General features: G+C 52.2%; 17 protein-coding genes. 7 read left to right on the top strand and 10 right to left on the bottom strand.

The features are described 5' to 3' along the window. Window positions 1-9: 9 nt before the first annotated feature. The 4 genes from J4E70_RS16550 to J4E70_RS16535 all read right to left on the bottom strand — a co-directional run bounded on the left by J4E70_RS16550 (window position 10) and on the right by J4E70_RS16535 (window position 5,395). On the bottom strand, window positions 10-576 hold the full coding sequence (locus J4E70_RS16550) for a sarcosine oxidase subunit gamma (protein WP_213890765.1): 567 nt from the start codon (window positions 574-576) through the stop codon (window positions 10-12). Then, complete coding sequence (locus J4E70_RS16545) at window positions 569-3,580, bottom strand: sarcosine oxidase subunit alpha family protein (protein WP_213890764.1); 3,012 nt, start codon at window positions 3,578-3,580, stop codon at window positions 569-571. The genes J4E70_RS16550 and J4E70_RS16545 overlap by 8 nt, the downstream gene beginning before the upstream one ends. Further along, window positions 3,577-3,909 (bottom strand): sarcosine oxidase subunit delta, encoded by a 333-nt coding sequence (locus J4E70_RS16540; RefSeq protein WP_213890763.1) that lies wholly within the window; start codon window positions 3,907-3,909, stop codon window positions 3,577-3,579. Before J4E70_RS16540 ends, J4E70_RS16545 begins: the two co-directional genes overlap by 4 nt. 238 nt (window positions 3,910-4,147) lie before the next feature. Continuing rightward, the gene (locus tag J4E70_RS16535; protein ID WP_213890762.1) at window positions 4,148-5,395 is read right to left on the bottom strand and encodes a sarcosine oxidase subunit beta family protein; all 1,248 of its coding nucleotides are present in this window, start codon (window positions 5,393-5,395) and stop codon (window positions 4,148-4,150) included. Window positions 5,396-5,642: 247 nt separating this feature from the next. Here J4E70_RS16535 and ccmI point away from each other — a divergent pair, with 247 nt between their 5' ends. Genes ccmI through J4E70_RS16520 form a run of 3 tightly spaced genes read left to right on the top strand, consistent with a single transcriptional unit; the run spans window position 5,643 to window position 7,572 of the window. After that, window positions 5,643-6,866 (top strand): c-type cytochrome biogenesis protein CcmI, encoded by a 1,224-nt coding sequence (gene ccmI / locus J4E70_RS16530; RefSeq protein ID WP_213890761.1) that lies wholly within the window; start codon window positions 5,643-5,645, stop codon window positions 6,864-6,866. Continuing rightward, complete coding sequence (ruvX, locus tag J4E70_RS16525; protein WP_213890760.1) at window positions 6,863-7,330, top strand: Holliday junction resolvase RuvX; 468 nt, start codon at window positions 6,863-6,865, stop codon at window positions 7,328-7,330. The genes ccmI and ruvX overlap by 4 nt, the downstream gene beginning before the upstream one ends. A gap of 11 nt (window positions 7,331-7,341) precedes the next feature. Next, complete coding sequence (locus J4E70_RS16520; protein WP_213890759.1) at window positions 7,342-7,572, top strand: DUF1289 domain-containing protein; 231 nt, start codon at window positions 7,342-7,344, stop codon at window positions 7,570-7,572. Between the two features lie 49 nt (window positions 7,573-7,621). On the opposite strand, the gene J4E70_RS16515 is transcribed toward J4E70_RS16520, so the two are convergent. Genes J4E70_RS16515 through dusA form a run of 3 tightly spaced genes read right to left on the bottom strand, consistent with a single transcriptional unit; the run spans window position 7,622 to window position 10,265 of the window. Further along, on the bottom strand, window positions 7,622-8,413 hold the full coding sequence (locus J4E70_RS16515; protein ID WP_213890758.1) for a hypothetical protein: 792 nt from the start codon (window positions 8,411-8,413) through the stop codon (window positions 7,622-7,624). After that, entirely contained in the window at window positions 8,410-9,228 is an 819-nt protein-coding gene (locus tag J4E70_RS16510; RefSeq protein WP_213890757.1) for a sulfite exporter TauE/SafE family protein, read from the bottom strand. The genes J4E70_RS16515 and J4E70_RS16510 overlap by 4 nt, the downstream gene beginning before the upstream one ends. Window positions 9,229-9,236: 8 nt before the next feature. Next, complete coding sequence (gene dusA / locus J4E70_RS16505; RefSeq protein ID WP_213890756.1) at window positions 9,237-10,265, bottom strand: tRNA dihydrouridine(20/20a) synthase DusA; 1,029 nt, start codon at window positions 10,263-10,265, stop codon at window positions 9,237-9,239. 105 nt (window positions 10,266-10,370) lie between these two features. Here dusA and J4E70_RS16500 point away from each other — a divergent pair, with 105 nt between their 5' ends. Both J4E70_RS16500 and J4E70_RS16495 read left to right on the top strand, forming a co-directional pair. After that, window positions 10,371-11,465 carry a site-specific integrase gene (locus tag J4E70_RS16500; protein WP_213890755.1) on the top strand — a complete coding sequence of 365 codons (1,095 nt, stop codon included), beginning with the start codon at window positions 10,371-10,373 and terminating at the stop codon, window positions 11,463-11,465. 383 nt (window positions 11,466-11,848) lie between these two features. Continuing rightward, window positions 11,849-13,009, top strand: coding sequence for a hypothetical protein (locus J4E70_RS16495; RefSeq protein WP_213890754.1), 1,161 nt, complete (start codon window positions 11,849-11,851; stop codon window positions 13,007-13,009). 97 nt (window positions 13,010-13,106) lie between these two features. Here the strand turns inward: J4E70_RS16495 and J4E70_RS16490 are convergent, their stop codons facing one another. Continuing rightward, complete coding sequence (locus J4E70_RS16490) at window positions 13,107-14,321, bottom strand: pentapeptide repeat-containing protein (RefSeq protein ID WP_213890753.1); 1,215 nt, start codon at window positions 14,319-14,321, stop codon at window positions 13,107-13,109. Between the two features lie 374 nt (window positions 14,322-14,695). On the opposite strand from J4E70_RS16490, the gene J4E70_RS16485 reads away from it, so the two are divergent. Both J4E70_RS16485 and J4E70_RS16480 read left to right on the top strand, forming a co-directional pair. Next, window positions 14,696-15,025, top strand: a complete 330-nt coding sequence (locus J4E70_RS16485; RefSeq protein WP_343229474.1) for a type II toxin-antitoxin system RelE/ParE family toxin — start codon at window positions 14,696-14,698, stop codon at window positions 15,023-15,025. A 107-nt stretch (window positions 15,026-15,132) separates the two neighbouring features. Continuing rightward, window positions 15,133-15,417, top strand: coding sequence for a HigA family addiction module antitoxin (locus J4E70_RS16480; protein WP_213890751.1), 285 nt, complete (start codon window positions 15,133-15,135; stop codon window positions 15,415-15,417). A 60-nt stretch (window positions 15,418-15,477) separates the two neighbouring features. Here J4E70_RS16480 and J4E70_RS16475 read toward each other — a convergent pair whose 3' ends face one another. Next, window positions 15,478-16,287: a DNA adenine methylase gene (locus J4E70_RS16475; RefSeq protein ID WP_213890835.1), complete on the bottom strand. Its 810-nt coding sequence runs from the start codon at window positions 16,285-16,287 to the stop codon at window positions 15,478-15,480. 224 nt (window positions 16,288-16,511) lie between these two features. Next, window positions 16,512-17,216, bottom strand: coding sequence for a sulfotransferase domain-containing protein (locus J4E70_RS16470; RefSeq protein ID WP_213890750.1), 705 nt, complete (start codon window positions 17,214-17,216; stop codon window positions 16,512-16,514). Between the last annotated feature and the right edge of the window lie 234 nt (window positions 17,217-17,450).

Below are 17,450 nucleotides of genomic sequence, written 5' to 3'. Positions count from 1 at the left end.
GCGCACCGTTCAGAGGTAACCCACCTCGGACCCCGGCTGCGCCCCGATTTTGAGAACGCCAAAGACATAATCGGCGACTGACCGAAAGGCGACCAGTGTAAATTCATCCTCGCCGGACATCCAGAAGGCTGCCGCAACCTGTGCAATCCGGCTGCGGCGCAGGTCACCTTCTCCAAATGCATCAGATGACAAATCAACCGGGGCAACCTTGGCCAGCACTTCGCGTGCACCAGCACCCTTCAGGCGAAACATGACCCGAGCGTCCGAAACATTGACCGCCATGAAATGTGCCTTGGCGAGCGTTTTTTGCAGGCCAGTAACGGTCTTTTCAACCTGAGCGTACGGCACGAGTAGCAAAAGCTCGTCCGGCGACATCCAGCCAGCGCCCTTGCCGTCGGCCATAGCCATCTTACGCTGTTCAGGAACGCCCACCCCTACGGCAGTTTTGACAGCTTTTTTGATCGCGGCAGAAGACAGATCACCGCGTAGCGTGATCATGCCCTGAAGGCCCATTTCCGTGACCTCGACAAAGCCCGCGTAGCTTGCGTTATTCAATGCGCTGACTGCTTCAGACATTTTGCTTCTCCCCGTCTTTGTCGTAGAAAACCGGATCAACGATCTTCGCCTTCACCATGGTCTGATCGGTTTTGCCGAATTCGATGACTTCCCCCATCCGGTCCGGTCCATGCAGAACCAACCCCATGGCGATGCCACGGTTGAGCGTTGGGGAATGATAGGTCGAGGTCACCCGCCCAACCATGTTGCGCTGAGCGTTATCGTTGTTGCCCGGCGCGATCGCGTAGGCGCCATCTGGCAGCACAGACCCGTCAAGCGTTTCAAGCCCGACCAGTTTCCAGCGGTTCGGGTCGGTCATGTGACTACGCTGTTGCGCACGTTTGCCAAGGTAGTCTTCTTTCTTCTTGGAAAGCGCCCAGTTCAAACCCAGATCCTGCGGAATGATCGTGCCATCGGTTTCGTCACCGATCATGATAAAGCCTTTCTCGGCCCGCATGATGTGCAGCGCTTCCGTGCCATAGGCCATCGCACCAAACTCGGCCCCGACTTCATGCAGCGCATCCCAGAATGCCCGCCCCTGCGAGGCAGGCACCGAAATTTCATAGGACAATTCGCCTGAGAACGAAATCCGGTAAACCCGCGCATCAAACCCGCCGATCTTACCTTCGTTCCATTCCATGAAGGCCAGCGCCTCTTTGCTAACGTCCATACCCCCCAGTTTTTCAAGAACCTTGCGTGCGTTGGGGCCAACAACTGCGATCTGCGCGAATTGTTCGGTCAGGTTGGCGACATAGACTTTCCAGTCCCACCATTCGGTCTGAAGCCATTCTTCCATCCAGGCGTGAATGCGGTCTGCCCCGCCAGAGGTCGTGTGGCAAAGCCATGTATCCTCGTCGATGCGCGCGACAACACCATCGTCGGACAGAAAACCGTTCTCTGAACACATCAAGCCATAGCGGCATTTGCCGACTTTCAGGTTCGACATCATATTGGTGTACATCATGTCGAGGAAGCGGCCTGCGTCCGGCCCCGTGACCACCAGCTTGCCAAGTGTCGATGCATCAAGCAGACCTAGGTTTTCACGTGTGTTTTTCACTTCACGGTGCACAGCCTGCTCAACGCTCTCACCAGACCGCTGAAAGCAGTAAGGACGCCGCCAGTGACCGACAGGTTCCCAATAAACACCGTTTTTTTCGTGCCAGCCGTGTATCGGGGTTTTGCGCAGGGGTTGGAAAATCTCGCCCCGCGCCTCACCCGCAATCGCTCCCATCGAGATCGGCGTGTAAGGCGGGCGGAAGGTCGTGGTTCCAACTTGCGGAATATCAGCATTCAGGCTGTCGGCCAGAATTGCCAGACCGTTGATATTGCTTAGTTTACCTTGATCCGTCGCCATACCAAGCGTTGTGTAACGCTTGGTGTGCTCAACAGATTCGTACCCCTCGCGCGCGGCAAGCTGAACGTCGGAAACCTTAACGTCGTTCTGATAGTCGAGCCACATTTTCATCCGTGCCTTGGGGCCAGCGCCCTGTGGCATGATCCAGACCGGTGAAAGAGCAGCTTCGTCAACCTGCACGGCTTTCGGTGCTGCTGTGCGTTTCGCAGTGAAGCCGGCAGCTTTGGCCGCTGCTTTACCTGCCTTATCTGCATCCACCAGAACATCGGCCGTTCCCATAGCGCCATTGGCGATCCCTGCGGGAACGACAAAGGCAGCGCCATCAGCACCTGTTGGCGAGCGGTCCGCGTCGGGGCGGAAATGGGCCTGTTCGGTATCCCAGATCAGCTTGCCACCGCAGTGTGACCAGAGGTGCACCACAGGGGACCAGCCGCCGGACATGGCAACCGAATCACATGCGATTTCTTCCAGAACCGCGCCTTCGCCTGCTTGCTGACAAATCGCAACACCGGTCACGCGTTTGCCGCCTTTGACCTTGGCAATTGCTTTGCCAGTCTCGATCCGTATGCCAAGTGCGCGTGCCTGATTTGGCAAGTCGCCGTTAGCCTCGGCTCGGGCATCGATGATGACAGGAATATCAAGCCCCGCTTCTTTCAGCGTAATCGCTGTTCTATATGCATCGTCATTGTTGGTGACAACAACCGAGCGGTCGCCAACCGACACGCCCCAGTTAATCGCATAGTCGCGTACAGCACCTGCCAGCATTACGCCGGGAATGTCGTTTCCAGCAAACGACAATGGCCGCTCAATCGCACCAGTTGCCGTAACAATCTGCTTTGCGCGCACCCGCCACAGGCGGTGACGCGGACGCCCGTCGCCCGGAGTATGGTCTGCGACCTGTTCATACGCCAGCACGTAGCCGTGGTCATAAACACCTGAACCCATGGTGCGCGTGCGGACAGAAACATTGTCCATCGCTGCGAGTGCAGCAAGCGTTTCTGTGATCCACTCATCCGCCGGCTTGCCGTCAATCTTTGCCCCGTCAACCGGCGCACGACCACCCCAGTGTCTGGTTTGCTCAACAAGCAGAACCTTGGCGCCAGAGTCACCCGCTGCTTTCGCAGCCTGAAGACCGGCGATACCGCCACCAATGACCATTACGTCCACATAGGCGTAGAAATGTTCGTACCGGTCGGCGTCGCGGTCCTTTGGTGCTTTACCAAGACCCGCTGACTGGCGGATGATCGGCTCAAACACATGCTTCCACGCGGCACGTGGCGCCATGAAGGTTTTGTAGTAGAACCCGGCTGGCAGAAAGCGTGCGACGTAGTTATTTGCAACACCCACATCGAACTCAAGACTAGGCCAGTGGTTCTGGCTGGTCGCCGTCAAACCATCAAACAGCTCTGTCGTGGTGACGCGCTGGTTTGGCTCGAAACGTCCATCCTGCCCCATGTTCACAAGCGCATTCGGCTCTTCTGCACCGCTCGCGATAATCCCGCGTGGGCGGTGATACTTAAACGACCGGCCAACCATCATCTGATCATTGGCAAGCAGGGCAGCGCCCAGCGTGTCGCCCTCAAATCCCTTAAGGCGCTTGCCGTTAAAGGTGAATTCCACGGCCTTGCTGCGGTTCAGCAGGCGGCCAGCGTTTGGCAGACGTGTGCTCATTTTTCGGCTCCATATCCGGGCCATTGGGGGCGTTTCTTTTTGATTTTCGCGAGCAGTGCCTTTGGTGGCTCTGTCGTTTGCGCGCTGTAGGTGCCGAACACCTCAAGCGTCATGGTGCAGCGCGCGGCATGAAACCACTTGCCGCAACCATTCACATGCCGCCAGCGTTCAAAGTTCACCCCCTTGGGGTTTTCACGCATAAACAAATAGCCTTCAAAATCTTCGTCCGAAGAGGCTGGGCCAAAGCGTTTCAGATGCGCCTCGCCCCCGCCGTGGAGTTCGGTTTCTTCGGCGGCCACGCCGCAATATGGGCAGTCTAGAGTCAACATTGCATCAACGCTCCAATTGGACCATTCTTGATGGCATGAGTATCGGTTGGATTATAACTATTTTGACTTTGGGGCTGGTGGTTTTCGGATGTGTTCTGATTGTTCGCCGTGAAAAACGCGCGCAACAACAACGCATTGCGAACCAAAAGCACGAAGCTCATAAACCCAACGCTGGCCTTAACCGCGCTGAACAAATCAACAAAGGTGGATTCGGAGGAGATACCAGTCAATTGTAGCATCAGTGCGCCACCCCCGCAGCAACGCTTTCGTCGATAAACCGACCCTCTTTGAAACGGTCCATACCAAAGGCAGCAGCCAGTGGTCCGGGTTCCCCTTTGGCAACCAGTTCCGCCATCGCCCAGCCAGACCCCGGAATGGACTTAAAGCCCCCGGTTCCCCAGCCGCCATTCATGAAGCAGTTGCCAAGCGGTGTCTTGGTGATGACCGGTGAACGGTCACCCGTTACATCCACGATCCCACCCCACTGGCGCAGCATTTTGAGGCGTGAAATCATCGGGAAGGTTTCGACCAATGCGCGCACGGTTTCCTCGATATGATGGAACGAACCACGTTGGGTGTAGTTGTTGAACCCGTCTGTGCCGCCGCCAATCACCATTTCGCCTTTGTCAGACTGGGACATGTAGCCGTGCACGGTGTTGGCCATGACCACCACATCCATGCAAGGCTTGATCGGCTCAGACACCAAAGCCTGAAGCGCGACAGATTCCATTGGCAGACGGAAGCCAGCCATACCCGCCAGCTCACCGGAATGCCCGGCAACAACAATCGCCAGTTTATCGCAGTCAATCGCGCCTTTGGTTGTGTCAACGCCAACCACCTTACCAGCGTTCTGACGAACACCCGTAACTTCGCATTTCTGGATGATGTCCATACCCATGTCTGAACAGGCGCGTGCATACCCCCATGCAACGGCGTCGTGACGTGCTGTGCCGCCACGCGCCTGCCACAGTGCGCCAAGCACCGGATAGCGGGGGCCATCGATGTTTATGATCGGACACAGTTCTTTCACGCGCTGAGGGCCAATGAATTCTGTCTTCACGCCCTGATAGGCGTTTGCATGTGCTGTGCGTTCATAGCCGCGGATTTCTGACTGGGTTTGCGCCAACATCATCACACCACGCGGGCTGAACATCACGTTGTAGTTCAGATCCTGTGACATGGTCTCGTAAAGGCTGCGCGCCTTTTCATAGATCGCGGCAGAGGGGTCCTGCAGATAGTTCGAGCGAATGATCGTTGTATTCCGGCCCGTGTTTCCGCCACCCAGCCAGCCTTTTTCGATGATCGCGACATTTGTGATACCAAAATTCTTACCAAGGTAGAATGCTGTCGCAAGCCCGTGCCCACCGGCACCGACAATAACAACATCATACCGTTTTTTAGGCTGCGGAGAGGCCCAGGCGCGCTCCCACCCTTGATGGTAACGAACAGCTTCACGGGCGACTGCAAAGGCGGAATAGCGTTTCATTGGCACGTCCAGATTGGGGAAAGCAGGCCCATACCTGCCTATCCTTCCTTGTGCGGCAGAACTCGGCTGCTAAGGACACCCCCAGCGGCATAAATGATAAAAGATGCGACATAGCGCCCCTAATTGAGGCAGAACTCATGCCGCGTCCCTTCAACCAACTCTTAAATTGTACCGAGTTGCGACCCATCGCCCCTTTTTATCCCTCGGCTTCGCATATAGATGTCTTGCAGGAAATTCGGAGGGGCCAATGGGGTTCTGGATCACATCTGCAAGCCTGAGCATTCTGGTGCTGGCATTGATGCTAACAGCACTTCTGCGGCGACGCGAAAGTGTTGATGCCCCCGCAGCCCATGATATGCGGGTCTATCGTGATCAGCTAAAAGAGCTTGAACGCGATCTTGCCCGCGGCGTTGTACGCCATGATGAGGCAGAAAGAACAAAGCTGGAAATCTCGCGCCGCATTCTGAGCGCTGATAAAGACGCAGCAGGGCGTGACGCAGCCATCAAAGCCCCTGAAAAAATGTCGCGCTTCACTGCTTTGCTTGTGTCGCTGGTTCTGCTGGGTGGCTCATATGCATTGTACCATCAACTGGGTGCTGCAGGTTACCCCGATTTACCACTTCAGGCACGCTTGGAAAATGCGGCAGAGGCCCGCGCCAGCCGACCGGATCAGGCCACAGTAGAATCGAGTGTTCCCGCAACAGCGATCCCGCGCGATCCACAGTTTGTTGAACTGATGGTTCAGTTGCGCAGTGCGCTTGAACGCCGCCCCAATGATCTTGAAGGCTTTCGCCTGCTCGCCTCGAACGAAGCCATCATGGGTAATTTCGAAGCCGCCTACCGCGCGCAAGGCCGGGTTCTGGAACTGAAGGGCGACAGCGCGACCGCGGATGACTACGCAAAATATGCTGATTTCCTCGTTCTGGCCGCTGGAGGGTATGTTTCCCCCGAAGCAGAAAACGCACTCATGCGCAGCCTGCAAATTGACAGGGAAAACGGAACGGCGCGCTATTATTCAGGATTGCTTTTTGCTCAAAACGGGCGTCCTGACCTTGCTTTTCAGTTCTGGCGTGGCCTTTTGGACGGCAGCCCGCCGGACGCCCCCTGGGTTCCGGCTATTCGCGCTCAAATCGAAGATATCGCCTATCTTGCCGGGGTGAAATACACCCTGCCGCCAAAGGAAAGTGCACCCATCGGTCCAAGTGCTGCAGATGTTGAAGCAGCGCAAAACATGAGCGTTGAAGAACGCACGGCAATGATCCGCAACATGGTTGAAGGGCTTTCAGCGCGGCTCGCCTCTGAAGGCGGGACACAGTCGGAATGGGCACGTCTGATTACGGCCCTTGGTGTTTTAGGTGAACAGGATCGTGCGCAGGCTATATGGGTAGATGCACAGGAGGTCTTTGCAGACAGCCCAGCGGCGCTTGCGGAAATCGGTACCGCCGCCAAAAACGCTGGAATAGCTGAATGATCTACGACGATATTTCCGAATTCGCCGCCGCATTGCCATCGATGCAGGCGATCGCCGGGATCGACTTTGGTGAAAAAACAATTGGTGTGGCGGTCTCTGACAGCTACCGCGCGGTTGCTACCCCGCTTGAAACCATTCGTCGTAAGAAATTCACGCTCGACGCCGCTCGTCTGCTCGAAATTGCCGATGGGCGCAGGCTTGGCGGGCTCGTGCTTGGTCTGCCGCGAAACATGGATGGCTCTGAGGGCCCGCGCTGCCAGAAAACCCGCGCCTTTGCCCGAAACCTAAGTCGTCTGACAGATCTGCCAATCGGATTCTGGGACGAGCGTTTGTCGACTGTGGCCGCCGAAAAAGCGCTTTTAGAGGCGGATACGACACGAAAACGTCGCGCAGAGGTCATAGATCACGTCGCGGCAGGGTATATCCTGCAGGGTGTGTTGGACAGACTCGGCCATTTGAAATAGGGCGCCACAAGATGAAAGACGATGTTTGGAAAAGAGATGAGGTGCAATCGCCCTGCATCAAAATCTGCGTCGTCCATCCTGAAGCGCGGATTTGTACGGGCTGTTACCGCACAATGGATGAAATTCGGGACTGGTCGCGGATGACCCCCGAAACACGCAGCGATATCATGTCAGAATTGTCTGGCCGCGCCCCAAAACTCGCCAAACGACGTGGCGGACGTGCGGCACGGCTGAACCGGTAGCACCCAAAAAGTTTTCAAAACTTTTTTAAAACTCTTTGCAAGAGTTTTACTACGGCGCATCCAGCCATTCTTTCACGCCGCCTGTGAATTCCGGTCTGAAATAGCAGATCATCCGGCCCTCGTCAGGGGCTTCTGCCCCCTCTTCCCACGAGCTGACACCGTGCAATGCGTGGCGATGCAAAAGATAGGCCTCACCCGGTTGGGCGGTAACTTTCACCCGCGGGCAGGTTTCAAAAACCTCGCGGCGGGCGGTCTGATACACATTGGTCAAATCGACATCCATCCAAGTTTCAACAGGATGCGCCTTCAGCGCAGTTCTGAAAACACGCTGCATGATCTTGTGGCTGCCTTCCCAGATCACCAGAGGAGCTGTGCGATCATTGCAAGCGGTCATCGGAAGCCCAAGCACGAAGGCATGGGGTTCTTTCACCATGCGGCGCCGGGCTTTCCCAACAGGCTTCAACCCATCAACATGTGCGGCGTCCCGGTTTTGTCGATACCAAAAGCCAGCGTCACTTTCGCCCATGCGCGGACGCGGATACCCCGGATAAACAATGGAAACCTGCCCCTTATCAAAGGGCAATAAAGCGCCCCCAAGATAGCTGCGTAGAAACTCCAATACTGTTCCCTTTAGTGGGCCGGACCCTTCGACCGCGCCGCGTTCATCGGCGTTCAGGGCATCAACGCCAACAAACCAGGTGCCTTCACAATCCAGCCAGTCCCGCACAAAAGCAAGGTCACGCCGTGCCTTCAATGCGACTGGAACTGCAGATTTAAGCCACTCAAGTACCGCCGGATCGCTCGCAAATTTCTGCCAACCCTTATCCAGCAGCGCATTCATAGTCCGGCAGCCTTTCGCAGCATGTTAAGCGCAACCAATATCAGAAAAAATGAAAACACGCGTTTCAGTGGTTTTGGATCCATGCTATGCGCGATCTTTACCCCGTAAGGCGCTGTTATCATGGTCATAAGTATAACAAGTATAAACGCAGGAGCATTAACTGAACCAATGGTATAGGGAGGGCGAACATCCGGAACACTTAGCAAAAACCCAATAACAGAAGGGACCGCAATGATCACGCCAAAGCCCGCAGCTGTTGCAACGGCGCGGTGAATTGGCTGCGCGTAAAGGCTCATCAAAGGAACACCGAATGAACCGCCACCGATTCCCATCAAAACTGAAAGAAACCCTAGTATCGGGGACAGGATAATCCGGGTCAAACCACCCGGCATAGCCGCGCCTAACCGCCAGTTTTCACGCCCAAATCCAAGGTATAGTCCGACGATAATTCCCAGGACACCGAATATGCCCTGCAAAACAACCGACCTTAACGAAGCCGCGACCATCACGCCCAAAACAGCCCCGACGACGATGCCCGGGGCCCACCGGCGCAGAATCTCCCAGTCAACCGCGCCCTTTTTGTTGTGGCTGGCCACCGATCTCAGCGATGTCACAATGATCGTTGCCAAAGAGGTTGCCAGACAGATTTGCATCAGCTGAGAGCTTTGATACCCAAGTGCGCTGAACGTATAGAAAAATGCAGGCACCAGAATGATGCCGCCGCCGACCCCTAAAAGGCCGGCCATAACGCCTGCGAATGCACCAATGACAAGCAATAGACCCGCCATCTGCAAAAGTATCGACATCTCTGGCATGGTGGCTCCTAGGCTGTGGTTGCGGCACTCTCAGGGAATTCTTCAACACAGTCCAGTGCCTGTTCGATCAAACCCCAGTCAGCGCCCGCACGGTGCCCGTTTTCAGAAAGCATCCGTCGCCACCCACGCGCGCCCGGCCGGCCGGCAAACAGCCCAAGCATATGGCGACTGACCGACATAAGCTTGCCACCTTCGGCTATATGCGCGTCGATATAGGGGCGCATTTCGCGCACAACCTGGTGGGCAGATTTGTGGGTGATTTCACCAAATATTTCGCGGTCGACGTCAAGCAGAATGTCAGAAGGTGTATGATAAGTCGCCCGGCCAATCATCACACCATCCAATCCAGCCGCCAGCATTTCTTTTGCCTGAGCGAGGCTCGAAATACCACCATTTATTGATATATCAAGATCTTGAAAGGCGTCTTTCATCTTAAAAACAAGCGCATAGTTAAGCGGCGGTATGTTCCGGTTTTCCTTGGGGCTCAGCCCCTGGAGCCAGGCTTTGCGTGCGTGAATTTGCACGCGACGCGCACCCGCATCCCTGACGCGTGCCAGAAAGTCAGGCAGGACCTTGTCGGGGTTCTGATTATCTACCCCGATCCGGCATTTTACCGTTACTTCGACGGATGAGGCTTTGATCATTGCAGCAACGCAGTCAGCAACAAGCGCCGGGCGCTCCATCAGAACCGCGCCAAAACATCCCGATTGCACCCGGTCAGATGGGCACCCGACGTTGAGGTTGACCTCATCATAGCCTTCCTCGCAACAAATTGCGGTCGCGTCGGCAAGCTCTGCCGGGTCAGAACCACCCAATTGAACAGCAACAGGATGCTCCGCAGGGCTGTAACGCAGTAAATGCCGCGCTCCGCCACGCACCAAAGCAGGCGCTGTCACCATTTCGGTATAAAGCAAGGCACGCCGGCTCATTAACCGGTGCAGGTAGCGACAATGTCGGTCTGTCCAATCCATCATGGGTGCGATCGATAGACGGGATGCCTTGTAATTGCTTGTTTTATTTACGTTATCGCCACTCATTTGGATATTTTTAGTTGCCCATTTAGTATCGATTATTGCCTATTTTTGCCCGTTCTGTCATTCAGGGCCAACAAATGTTGGTCTGAAATTTGGAATGTTGGCCCGATGCCTCACATCATTGAACGAAAGCGTAAAGACGGGTCGTCGGCCTATCTGGCACAAATCGACATCAAAAGAAATGGCAAACGGGTTCACCGGGAAGCAAAAACATTTGATCGCAAATCCGCCGCAAATGCGTGGATCAAGAAACGGAAAAAAGAAATTGACGCTGCAGGCGAAGATCTCGGCTCGTTAAAGTCGAAGGGTAAATCTCTTGGAGATGCGATCCGCAAATACTCTCGGGAAAGCATCAAGGAAATTGGCCGCACAAAAGCGCAAGTCCTGAATACGATTTTGGAGTTCGATATTGCAGATATGAGATGCGAGGACATAAAAAGCCCCGACATCGTTGATTTTGCGCGAAGCCTTTCAACCAGCCGGTCTCCTGCAACCGTCAGCAACTACATGTCACATCTCGGCGCGGTATTCACCATTGCCCGCCCTGCTTGGGGTTTACCGCTTGACGGGCAGGCAATGAAAGACGCATTTGCGGTTTGCAATCGGTTGGGCATCACAGGAAAATCGAAAGAACGGGATCGTCGACCGACGCTGGATGAGCTTAATGCATTAATGGCGCTGTTCGAGCAAAAGCACTTGCATCGCCCGAAGTCCATCCCCATGCATCGCGTGGTTGCCTTCGCCCTCTTCTCCACTAGGCGACAGGAGGAAATAACGCGCGTTACTTGGGCGGGTTTGGACACAGAAAATGAACGTGTTCTAGTGACTAACATGAAGCATCCGGGTGATAAGATTGGCAACAATGTCCGGTGCGACCTGCCGGATCCTGCGTGCGCAATTGCAGAGGCTATGCCTGCTGTCGATGCGCGCATTTTCCCCTACCGCACAGACGCTATCAGCGCTGCTTTCACAAGAGCTTGTAAGTTTTTGGAAATAAATGACCTTCGGTTTCACGATCTAAGACATGAAGGAGTTTCGCGCCTGTTTGAAATGGGACTTTCTATTCCTCAGGTCGCGGCTGTGTCAGGCCATAGGTCTTGGTCATCGCTCCAGCGATATACCCACATTGATCAGGTTGGGGACAAATACGACGGCTGGGAGTGGATCGAACGACTAAGCAAATTGCAAAACTTCCATGTGTAATTTATCTGAAATCCTGTTCTGGATGTTGGTGTTCCTGAACAAGCAGTGCGCTCCGAAGGCAGAGGCCACTGGTTCGAATCCAGTCGGGTGCACCAATGAAATTAATACCTTACAGGAAATCTGCAGCGCCGAGAGATTGGTAGTTTCAAGGGCTCGCCCTTAAAACTCTACTATCAACATTAACTTTACGAGGATTCTAAGCTCCAGTATCGCTCGCTTAGCAGCCCTTTGGCAGTAGTGTGGCGAACGCCCCCAACGATCCAAAATGACCATTGCATCGTCTATCCCTCTATGGGCGGCTTGTGCAGGAAGAAGACTTTGCAAAATTTGACCGTAAGCCCATAATCTCATGGAAACTCAACAAATCGGGCAGGTCGATACACATGAAAACTTTCCGCGTGACCGCACGATCTAAAGCGAGTTCAATTTTTCGGAGTGACGACAAGCTAGAAGTCCATTCGGAATTGGATGGGCGACTTGTTCGTTACATGTTCATTACACGATACGTAAAGAATTTCACTGTCCCCCATCCGGGAGACATGATGGTGTTTGCCCAAGGCGACGCGCCAAATTGCATGGAGGCCGCGCAGTCATTTCTAATGCATGGGCAGGTTTTGATCGCGATAATAGCGTGCGTGGCAAACGCTCACGCTAGTATACTCGAACCGGAAATATCGTTTGAAGTCGAACCAGAGTCGGATAGAGGGGAATATTTTCAGAGATTTATGCGTGCCGACAAACCCGCACTTACATCCAGGTTCATCAACGTCGAGGCTGCTTCAAAGGCCATTACTGCTGTTCATGCTTCGGACGAGCAGGACCGCATAATCAGAGCGACTGCTCAATACGCTCAAGCATTGCGGAACTGGCGACACGGATTTGAATTGATTGCATTGTCTCACCTGTTCATGGGCGTCGAAGCAATTCAAAAGGCTTGTTTGCGTCATAAGTTAAAGAAAGATGGAAAAACTAGTGAAGAGCTCGCAGCCGACTGGGGCTGGGTCGAAGGCGGCGGGAATATGACGATCCAACAATACCTAGACGCAGCCGCAAAAGGAGAACTCGTCTTTCAATCAGACCGCGATACGTACAATGCTGCGAAAGATGTCAGCGACAGATACGAACATGGCTTGGAGAATATGGGCACTCTGATACCAAGGGCTAGAGACAATTTAGTTTTGACCGCAAAATACCTCCGCGAAGCTATTTTTAGTGTGCTCGATCTTGATCAAGACACTTTGGAAAAAATTATGGGTGAACCATACAACAAACCGCGTGGTCCGTTAGGTCAGGAGTTGTATTTGTCAGGAGAATTGACGGGAGTCTCCGAAAACTATCCTCCGGACGGATTTGATTGGCCGTCTCTATTCTGGAAGAATGGGATAAAGGACATCACTTTTGATGAACATGTAGACAAATACAAGTATCACCCCGATATGACCGTAACTGGCAACTTCAAAGGTGATGCAAAACTTGAAAACCTAAGGTTTGAAATTTGGGACGCGTCTTCATTCTGGCCAGCAAAGAAAGACACTGAAGAATAGACTATTTGATTGTTTTCTTATTCAGATTGTTATCTACGCGCATTTCCGGGAAAAAACTCGCAACATATTGTGAAAGTTGATCTCCGAAATATACCTCCTACCGCAACCTAAATCGATTACGAAGCCCTAACGCTAGAAAGAACAGAAATACGAAACCTAGGATGGTTTGGATCCCTGACAAAAATTGTAGAGCAGGATGCAATCCGTTCATATATTTACTGTCAAAATACAAACCTTGAAAACCAAATATCTTGAATATGCTTGCAAACGATAAAGCTATGGATTCAAACTTCGTGTGGTAAGTTTCGTAAACAATTTCGTCCCAGTTAAATTTTACTAGGTAAATCAGAAATGGTACTATCAGTAAGGTTGTCAGGCAGTAAATGGGTCGTGCAATACTGTATCCAAACTCAGATAATTCTTGAAATAGCACAAGCAAAAGCCATTTCCAGCCCGAGGCACCTTTTACTCTCCAACGCATTTCCTGCCGATAAAAGAAATGCTCCTCCTCAGGTTTTTGCAGCTCATTCATGACTTGTCGCAACCGGGTATAGGCCTCGATACTGTCTTGCGGGTCGCCTTCACTTACGGGCGGCCAATATTCTGTTTCGGTGCTAAGTCGAGTATCTTGATGCAATACAGTTTCAAAAAATTTGGGGGCTGCCCCGGCGAATTTTGTACGATTAAATCGAGCAGTCTTCTTAAAAACTGAATTGGAAAAGTCTGCACCATGACTGAAAATCGCTTTACCAAAATCGGTCATTTTTCCAAATTCAGCTGATGTAAAGTTTGCACCTAGAAAAATCGCTGAGTTAAAACTTGGAGGGCCACAAAATGTGGCGGCCTCAAACCATGCGTTTGATTTGAATTCAGTGCCGCCAAGGTTGCAAAATTCGCAAAAATAGCATGATGAAAAATCTGCACCACCTTCAAAGATGCAATCTGCGATACTAGCACTTCCGGCGAATACGTATTTGTTAAAAATTACCGTGTTAGAAAACAAGGTTTTTGAGAGGGCTACTTGGTCCTTCGGCAATGGAATTGCGATTCCTTCGGGTACGCGGTCGCGAAAAGCTGCTTCTAACTGCATCCTCTCTTCAATCTCTAACTCGGCTAGTTCTTCTATCGGTAGCCCAATTTTGTTCGCTATAGATTTGCGGTGTTCATCAGACATTCCCGAACAAGCCCAACCATTCCACATACGTCTATTTTGGGCCAGTAGTTCTGAATTCGGGACATGTCTTTCAAACTCACCACATATTGTCGCCAGAATGTACCATGGATTTTCGTTGGCAGGCGTCAGTTCGGTCATTTCAATTTCCTCAACAAATGCCTAATTACCCTATCGGTACAATATTGTCGGTCAATCATTTGAAAAAAAATGGTGCGGGTGAAGCGCACTGACCCACTTTGTTACAAAAACACGACATCGTAAACATGGTGAATCATGCGCGTCTTCGACTTCCCTTATGAAACGGTAGAAATCCGCTGCAAAACCTGCGGACGATACGGGAAGTATTCGAAGAAACGGTTCTGTGAAATTGTCGGAGCCAACACCGCGGGCCCAGACGCATTGCACATACTATCGAAGGATTGCCCAAAACACGATCCGACGAACCGGCTGATCAGCAATACCTGCAAGGTGATCTATCCGCAGCTTGTGAAGTTAAACGCAGACACTTAAATATGTATCACGACTTGACACATGTATCGTGTCACGATACGTATCACAACATGATACAGGGGACTAAGGGCAAGTTAATCGCGGCAGTCATTGCTGGTAAACCCGGTAAGGGCTTTCCCTCTGATCTTGTCCGCCGCGCCGAACGAAAAGTTGCGATATTGGACAGTGCGCGAGACCTGAATGATCTGCGCATACCACCATCGAACAACTTGGAAGCCTTGAGCGGTGACCGCAAAGGACAACATTCCATCCGAATAAATAAGCAATGGAGAATTTGTTTTAAATGGGATGGAACGGACGCAACGGAGGTCGAGATAACTGACTATCACTAAGGTCCCGATAAGAGGACAATACAAACACCAACAAGAGAGCGGAAAGCTCCAGATTTGGAAAAGGAGAGAAAAAGGCAATGGGTCAAAGCATTAGCGGGGCTATAGAAATGAAAAACCCCGTTCATCCGGGAGAAATTCTTAAAGAAGAGTTTTTGGATGAGCTGGAAATATCGCCAATCAAACTGGCCAAATCGCTCAATGTGCCACGCACGCGGATAGAGCGGTTGGTGAAGGAGCAAACATCGATGACAGCAGACACAGCGCTGCGGTTGTCTCGCTTCTTTGGTAATTCTGCTGAGTTCTGGATGAACTTGCAGCGCAGCTATGATCTGGCTGGCGCACGAAAAGAAGTGGATGTTTCTGACATCACGCCGCTCGAAATGTGTGCGTGACTGAATCAGCTAGAAGAAAAAGCCGGAAGTGCGACAAAACGCATTTCCGGCTTTAAACATTCACAGCAATCCCGCCACCGTCGACCTGTTCGAAATAATTAGCTCCTGAACCTTTCCGCCCGACTTCCCTTTACTGATCGTGTAACTCAGGCGCACCTCATCAATGATGAACGGAGCGAAGACTTCCCGGATTTCGGGCTTGTCATTGATCGACATCAGGAATGCACCCTCGATCGAGGAAAGCTGTTCTGCCATCTGCGTATAGGCTCCCCGGTCAAACATCCCTTTCCCATAGTCGTTCTCGCCCCCGAAATAGGGCGGGTCGAGATAAAAGAGGGTATCTTTCGCGTCATAGCGGGTGATCAGCTCTGACCAGTCCAGGTTCTCAAAAACTACACCGGACAGGCGCTCATGCGCGGCTTCAAGCAACGGGCCAAGCCGGGAAAGGTCAAACCGGGATGCCCGGCCTGTCGCGACGCCAAAAACACCATCACGCTTTCCGCCAAAATTCTGTCGCTGCAGATAGATGAATCGCGCCGCACGCTCCAGATCGGTGAGCGTGGCCGGATCGGTTTGCCGTAGCCGCTCAAATTCCCGGCGCGAACTCACCTGAAACTTCAGGCAATCCATAAACTGCGGGTAATGGCGCTGCAGAATCCGAAACAGATTGATGATTTCTCCGTTCAAATCATTGATCACTTCGGCTTTTGGTTTCCAGCTTCGGCGCAGGAACACCCCTCCCATGCCGACGAATGGTTCGACATAGGTTGCATGTGGTATCGCATCGATCCGCTCGATCAGGGTTTTCGAAAGCTGTTTCTTGCCACCCAGCCACGGGGCGACAGGCGCGGCAGCCCGCACTTGTTCCATTGTCATTGTCTTTGATTCCAGAATAAGAGTTGCCCGCTCTCGCGAGAGTCGGGCGACGGTTTCTGGTAAGTACGTCGGCGCAGCTATTGTTAACGCAGGCTGCGTGGTGAGCGGTGGTGGTACACCGCTTTCCCCCGCCAGTGAGCATGGCGAGAGTATTTCAGAAAATCATGAAATCTCTGTTCACAAGTTCTAGGCTGTAAGTTCAAATGCTTAAATTCAGGCTACATATGCCCAAGCAAAAGCTTCTCTACATCAGCGTATGTAATAATACTCGAAACTTGCTCTTTAGCTTTGGACTGCTTTCTCGGCCTATCCTTTAGTTTGTCGAGCTGACTTTCCTGCCCTAGAGAGAACAACTCTTCTATAGGTGACTGGATTGCTCTTCTATCGAGACCAGCAAAATCTAAAAGCAAATCTATTTGAGAGTCTTGTTTTTCAACCGAGATCAGGTCTTCAAATCTTACAAGAATCTTATTGTTTTCTTTCCAAAGCTTGTACAAATTGATCAATGATATGTAGTTTTCAACAGCATCTTGAAGAAAAAGACGACGTTTGCGAGTCATGTTCTTCAGTGGATTATTATTCATCATGCCAGATCGAACCAGTTGCGAAGATATCGCGCTAACTGGATCCCTCAAAACGAAAATCAGGCCGCTTGCTTCATCCCAATTCTTTTCGCGTAGAAAAACTTCTCGGACTCTATGTGCCTTGAACGCAATTGGACGAGTATCCGAAATTGTTATTAGTTTTTTTTCTAAATTCAGCTTCCTCGAATGGATTGGGGGGTCAGATTTGATACCGAGACACCCTTCTGTCGGCCTGTGAGAGTAAGCTTCGAAAATGGTTCGCACCAAATGATTGCCACTTCTTGGGGCAGAAACAATATGGAAGGATGGATGAGTCAATTTTAGGTTGTCAAAAAGCACATTGTTTCCAAAGATTTAATGCGCCTAAAAATACAACGAATGAGCGCCTGAGTACCGCCCCACGCTAGTACCGCCATAGTTGCAAGCGTTCACTTTCTTGGACCAAATGTTGATTTGCGTTGAGAACTGACCCGGTATTTTCACCGAGATTTGACCCACCCTTGATTATGTATCAGCGTTTATTTCGCGGTCAATGTCGGTGTTTCCTTTCGTGTTTTCTTTGCGGCCTCAGAG

Origin of the sequence: Pseudohalocynthiibacter aestuariivivens, assembly GCF_018457175.1 — a bacterium.
Lineage (GTDB): Bacteria > Pseudomonadota > Alphaproteobacteria > Rhodobacterales > Rhodobacteraceae > Pseudohalocynthiibacter > Pseudohalocynthiibacter aestuariivivens.
Note: the sequence above shows the minus strand (reverse complement) of the source record. Positions and strands in the feature narration are given on the sequence as shown.

What these genes read in the sequence shown, in the direction of transcription:
- J4E70_RS16520 (WP_213890759.1), top strand. Translation starts at nt 7,342, where the DNA reads ATGAAAGACGATGTTTGGAAAAGAGATGAGGTGCAATCGCCCTGCATC.
- ccmI (WP_213890761.1), top strand. Translation starts at nt 5,643, where the DNA reads ATGGGGTTCTGGATCACATCTGCAAGCCTGAGCATTCTGGTGCTGGCA.
- J4E70_RS16490 (WP_213890753.1), bottom strand. Translation starts at nt 14,321, where the DNA reads ATGACCGAACTGACGCCTGCCAACGAAAATCCATGGTACATTCTGGCG.
- J4E70_RS16510 (WP_213890757.1), bottom strand. Translation starts at nt 9,228, where the DNA reads ATGCCAGAGATGTCGATACTTTTGCAGATGGCGGGTCTATTGCTTGTC.
- J4E70_RS16485 (WP_343229474.1), top strand. Translation starts at nt 14,696, where the DNA reads ATGTATCACGACTTGACACATGTATCGTGTCACGATACGTATCACAAC.
- J4E70_RS16500 (WP_213890755.1), top strand. Translation starts at nt 10,371, where the DNA reads ATGCCTCACATCATTGAACGAAAGCGTAAAGACGGGTCGTCGGCCTAT.
- J4E70_RS16515 (WP_213890758.1), bottom strand. Translation starts at nt 8,413, where the DNA reads ATGAATGCGCTGCTGGATAAGGGTTGGCAGAAATTTGCGAGCGATCCG.
- J4E70_RS16495 (WP_213890754.1), top strand. Translation starts at nt 11,849, where the DNA reads ATGAAAACTTTCCGCGTGACCGCACGATCTAAAGCGAGTTCAATTTTT.
- dusA (WP_213890756.1), bottom strand. Translation starts at nt 10,265, where the DNA reads ATGAGTGGCGATAACGTAAATAAAACAAGCAATTACAAGGCATCCCGT.
- J4E70_RS16540 (WP_213890763.1), bottom strand. Translation starts at nt 3,909, where the DNA reads ATGTTGACTCTAGACTGCCCATATTGCGGCGTGGCCGCCGAAGAAACC.
- J4E70_RS16475 (WP_213890835.1), bottom strand. Translation starts at nt 16,287, where the DNA reads ATGGAACAAGTGCGGGCTGCCGCGCCTGTCGCCCCGTGGCTGGGTGGC.
- J4E70_RS16550 (WP_213890765.1), bottom strand. Translation starts at nt 576, where the DNA reads ATGTCTGAAGCAGTCAGCGCATTGAATAACGCAAGCTACGCGGGCTTT.
- J4E70_RS16545 (WP_213890764.1), bottom strand. Translation starts at nt 3,580, where the DNA reads ATGAGCACACGTCTGCCAAACGCTGGCCGCCTGCTGAACCGCAGCAAG.
- ruvX (WP_213890760.1), top strand. Translation starts at nt 6,863, where the DNA reads ATGATCTACGACGATATTTCCGAATTCGCCGCCGCATTGCCATCGATG.
- J4E70_RS16535 (WP_213890762.1), bottom strand. Translation starts at nt 5,395, where the DNA reads ATGAAACGCTATTCCGCCTTTGCAGTCGCCCGTGAAGCTGTTCGTTAC.
- J4E70_RS16480 (WP_213890751.1), top strand. Translation starts at nt 15,133, where the DNA reads ATGAAAAACCCCGTTCATCCGGGAGAAATTCTTAAAGAAGAGTTTTTG.